This is a genomic window from Streptomyces sp. NPDC059668 (assembly GCF_042734135.1).
GTDB lineage: Bacteria > Actinomycetota > Actinomycetes > Streptomycetales > Streptomycetaceae > Streptomyces.
Genome location: NZ_JBHWEL010000004.1, coordinates 140,487 through 143,779, shown reverse-complemented (window position 1 = coordinate 143,779; position 3,293 = coordinate 140,487). Strand labels below are relative to the sequence as shown.

The 3,293-nt window shown below is 72.1% G+C and carries 2 protein-coding genes and 1 pseudogene; all 3 read left to right on the top strand.

From position 1 onward, the window contains the following. On the top strand, nucleotides 1–1,585 hold a 1,585-nt coding region (locus tag ACFV2J_RS05370; protein ID WP_385437415.1), incomplete at its 5' end, for a peptidoglycan-binding protein. Between the two features lie 285 nt (nucleotides 1,586–1,870). Then, nucleotides 1,871–2,788, top strand: coding sequence for a DUF6891 domain-containing protein (locus ACFV2J_RS05365; RefSeq protein ID WP_385083080.1), 918 nt, complete (start codon nucleotides 1,871–1,873; stop codon nucleotides 2,786–2,788). 314 nt (nucleotides 2,789–3,102) lie between these two features. Continuing rightward, a pseudogene (locus ACFV2J_RS05360) lies at nucleotides 3,103–3,293 on the top strand (hypothetical protein); the annotation flags it as partial.

Here is a 3,293-nt window from a genome sequence, read left to right as displayed (position 1 = left end):
CCGCACCGGGGCGGGCGGGCGGACCCGGCCCGGGACGGCCCCCCCGCCCCCGCCCCTGGTCTCGGCCGGCATCGTGCTCGGTGCCGGTCCGGCGGCGGCGGCGGCGCCGGCCGCGATCAAGCTGACCTCCGCGTCCTGCCCCGCCGAGATCGTGCAGGGCCAGCTGAGCGGCTGTGTCACGGAGTTGCAGAACCTGCTGAACGCCCACGGCGCCGGTCTGGTGGTGGACGGTCAGTTCGGGCCGAGCACGCTCTACGCGGTCCGCGAGTACCAGGCCTCCACAGCGATCGCCGTGGACGGGCGCGTGGGCCCGGCGACCAAGAGCAAGCTGTACGCGACCGGAGGCTCGGCGCCCGCCCCCGTCAATCTCCAGTCCTCCTCGTGCCCGGCGAACGTCGTCCAGGGCGACAAGGGCGGATGCGTCACCGAACTCCAGCGACTGCTGCGTCACCACGGCTACGCGGTCGACGTGGACGGTGACTTCGGCGCCGGGACCGCGAGTGCCGTCCGCAGCTTCCAGACCTCCTACGGCCTCACGGCCGACGGTCAGGTCGGCACCAACACCAAGCGGGCGCTGTACGACACCGACGAGTCACCGTCGACGGGCCTGGACCTGAGGTCGACGTCCTGCCCGGACAACATCGTGGAGGGGCTGAGCGGCGGTTGCGTCGCCACGCTGCAGTCCCTGCTGAACGGCAAGGGCCAGAGCGTCGACGTCGACGGCAGCTTCGGCCCCCAGACCCTGACGGCCGTGAAGGCGTTCCAGTCCGCGAGCGGGCTCACCGCCGACGGTCAGGTCGGGCCCAACACCAAAGCCGCCCTGTACGCGAACATCGGCGGCGGTGGCGGCAACGGCGCGCCCGCTCCGATCAACCTGAACTCGGCCTCGTGCCCGAGCGAGATCGTCAAGGGGCAGCGCAGCGGCTGCGTCACCGAACTGCAGAGCCTGCTCAATCACCACGGTGCCGACCTCGCCGTCGACGGCGACTTCGGTGGGCTCACCGACAGCGCCGTCAGGGACTTCCAGGCCGAGAAGGGCCTCTCGGTCGACGGCCATGTGGGATCCAACACCAAGGCCGCGCTGTACGGGGCGGTCACCCCGCCGTCGTCGCCTCCGCCCGGCGGCGGCTACGGCAAGATCCTCGACGTGGCCGAGGCCGAGGTCGGCACGGTCGAGGGCAGCGCTCGCGCGAACAGCTACGGTTCGGCCGTGGGTCTTTCACTGTCCACCAGCAACTACGCCTGGTGCGCGACCTTCGTGAGCTGGGTCGCGAAGCAGACCGGGGCCAGCTCCTACCGCAACTCCTATGTCTCGGGATGGGTCAAGCAGGCGCGGGCCGGCAACTACCACCTGTCGGTGACGACCAGCCCGCAGCCGGGTGACATCGTGGCCTTCGACTGGGACGGCGGAAGCGACTTCACCGGCGGCAACGAGCACATAGGTATCGTACGGACGGTGTCCGGTTCGTCCTTCACCACGGTCGAGGGCAACACCGGCAACCCCAACGGCGGCAGCGACGGTGTCTACGTCAAGTCCCGCTCCACGAACAGCGGTTACGACGTGGTCTTCATCCGGGTCCGCTGAACAGGCTCCGCCGGGGTCCTCGGCAGGTCCCGCACTGATGCGGCGGCCTTCCCAGGGCTCCGGCCCAGGGCTCCGACCCAAGGCTCCGGCCCGGAGAGCTGTCGCGACAGGCGCCGGCGGAGCCAGGGCGCCGGAGCCGGGCTGGACAGATCGTCGGACGCGTCCTCCCGATGCGGGGGTTCCCGGCCCGCCCGCTCGCGAACCTGCCCGCGCAGCCGGTCGTGGAAGGTTCGCGACAACGAGCGGCGGAGGTCTGGTGTCAGAGGGGTGTGTCAGAGTCTGCGCATGCTCGAGATCGTGGTGAGGACGGAGAACGGGGAGCGGCATGTCCGTGTGTCCGCGGGGGAGTTGGCCGGGCTGGTCCGGCGCATAGGTGGTGAGGGTGACCGGTTCCTGGTGGCGCACCGGATACCTGACCTGCCTGACGTCTTCGCCCAGGTCTGGCACGAGGCCGGCGGGGATTACACGCTGGAGCACCGTGACGGCGTCGCCGCGCGGCACTTCCAGGTGAGGGTCGACGGTGCCGAAGCCGTGGTCGAGGCGATGACCGGCTGGGCCCGGCAGGGTTCCGGTTGGAGCGCTGGACCGGACTGGTCGCTGCTGGACATGGGCCCCACCCCCGAGGTGCCGTCGCTCGACCTGGACGAGGGCGAGCGGGAGGAGTTGGAGAAGCGCGTCCGCGAGGTGCTGGTCGGCGGCTACGCCGACCGCGCGGAACTGGCGGAGCTCGCCGAGGAGTACCTGGTCACCGCGGAACGCCGGCCCGTGTCACGTGAGCAGGCGCGGGCACTGGCCGACCGGCTGTGGCTGGAGCGCGTCGCGGAGCAGGCCGGATGGCAGGGCGAGACGGACCCGGAGCGACTCACCCGCGCGTTCAGCGCCCTGCGGGAGGCCGGCGTCACCGCACGCGAGAACTTCACCTGCTGCCGCAGCTGCGGCCACTCCGAGATCGGCGGCGAAGGCAGGGCCGACGCCCGTGGCTTCGTCTACTTTCACTCCCAGTGCACGGACTCCGCCGTGGCCGGCCACGGACTGACGCTCCTCTACGGGGGCTTCGACGGCCTGTCCGAGACCACCGCAGCCATCGGGCACGAGATCGTGGCGGCTCTGGAAGCGGCCGGTCTCCAGACCGATGGGGACCGTGACCCCGACCGGGCCATCACCCTCACCCCCCTGGAGTGGCGCCGCCGCCTCGTCGGCTAGAGATCGTCTCCGGAGCGTCCGCCGCACCCATGGCCGCGGCGCAGGCCTGGCCGCACGCGGCGGACACGAGACCGATCCAGGCGGGCGGGGCTTGGTCCCCGCCTGGCTTCCGGCCCCTCCCCCCGCCGCCGTACCGGCGTGGTGGGAGACGCGGTCCATGCGGGTGGTCACCCCTGGCGGCCCCGACTCCCGAGCGCGGGACCGACCCGACCCCGCGGCCCTCCCGCCCGCACCGCAAGGGCCCGGTCACGGTGGCACGTGGCAGAAGGTCGCCGGGCTAGACTCGGGCCGCGGACGCGGGGAGGAACGGACACTTGACGACAGCACCCATACGGTTCGGCATCGTGGGCAGTGGCTGGCGGGCCGATTTCTTCGCCCGGCTGGCGAGGCTCCTGCCCGAGCGGCTGGAGGTGGCCGGCGTGGTGTGGCGTTGTGGGGGGGGCGGGCGACCGCGCTATAGGGGGGTGTGGGGGTGGGCCGAGGAGACAGTGGGGGCTCTGGGGGA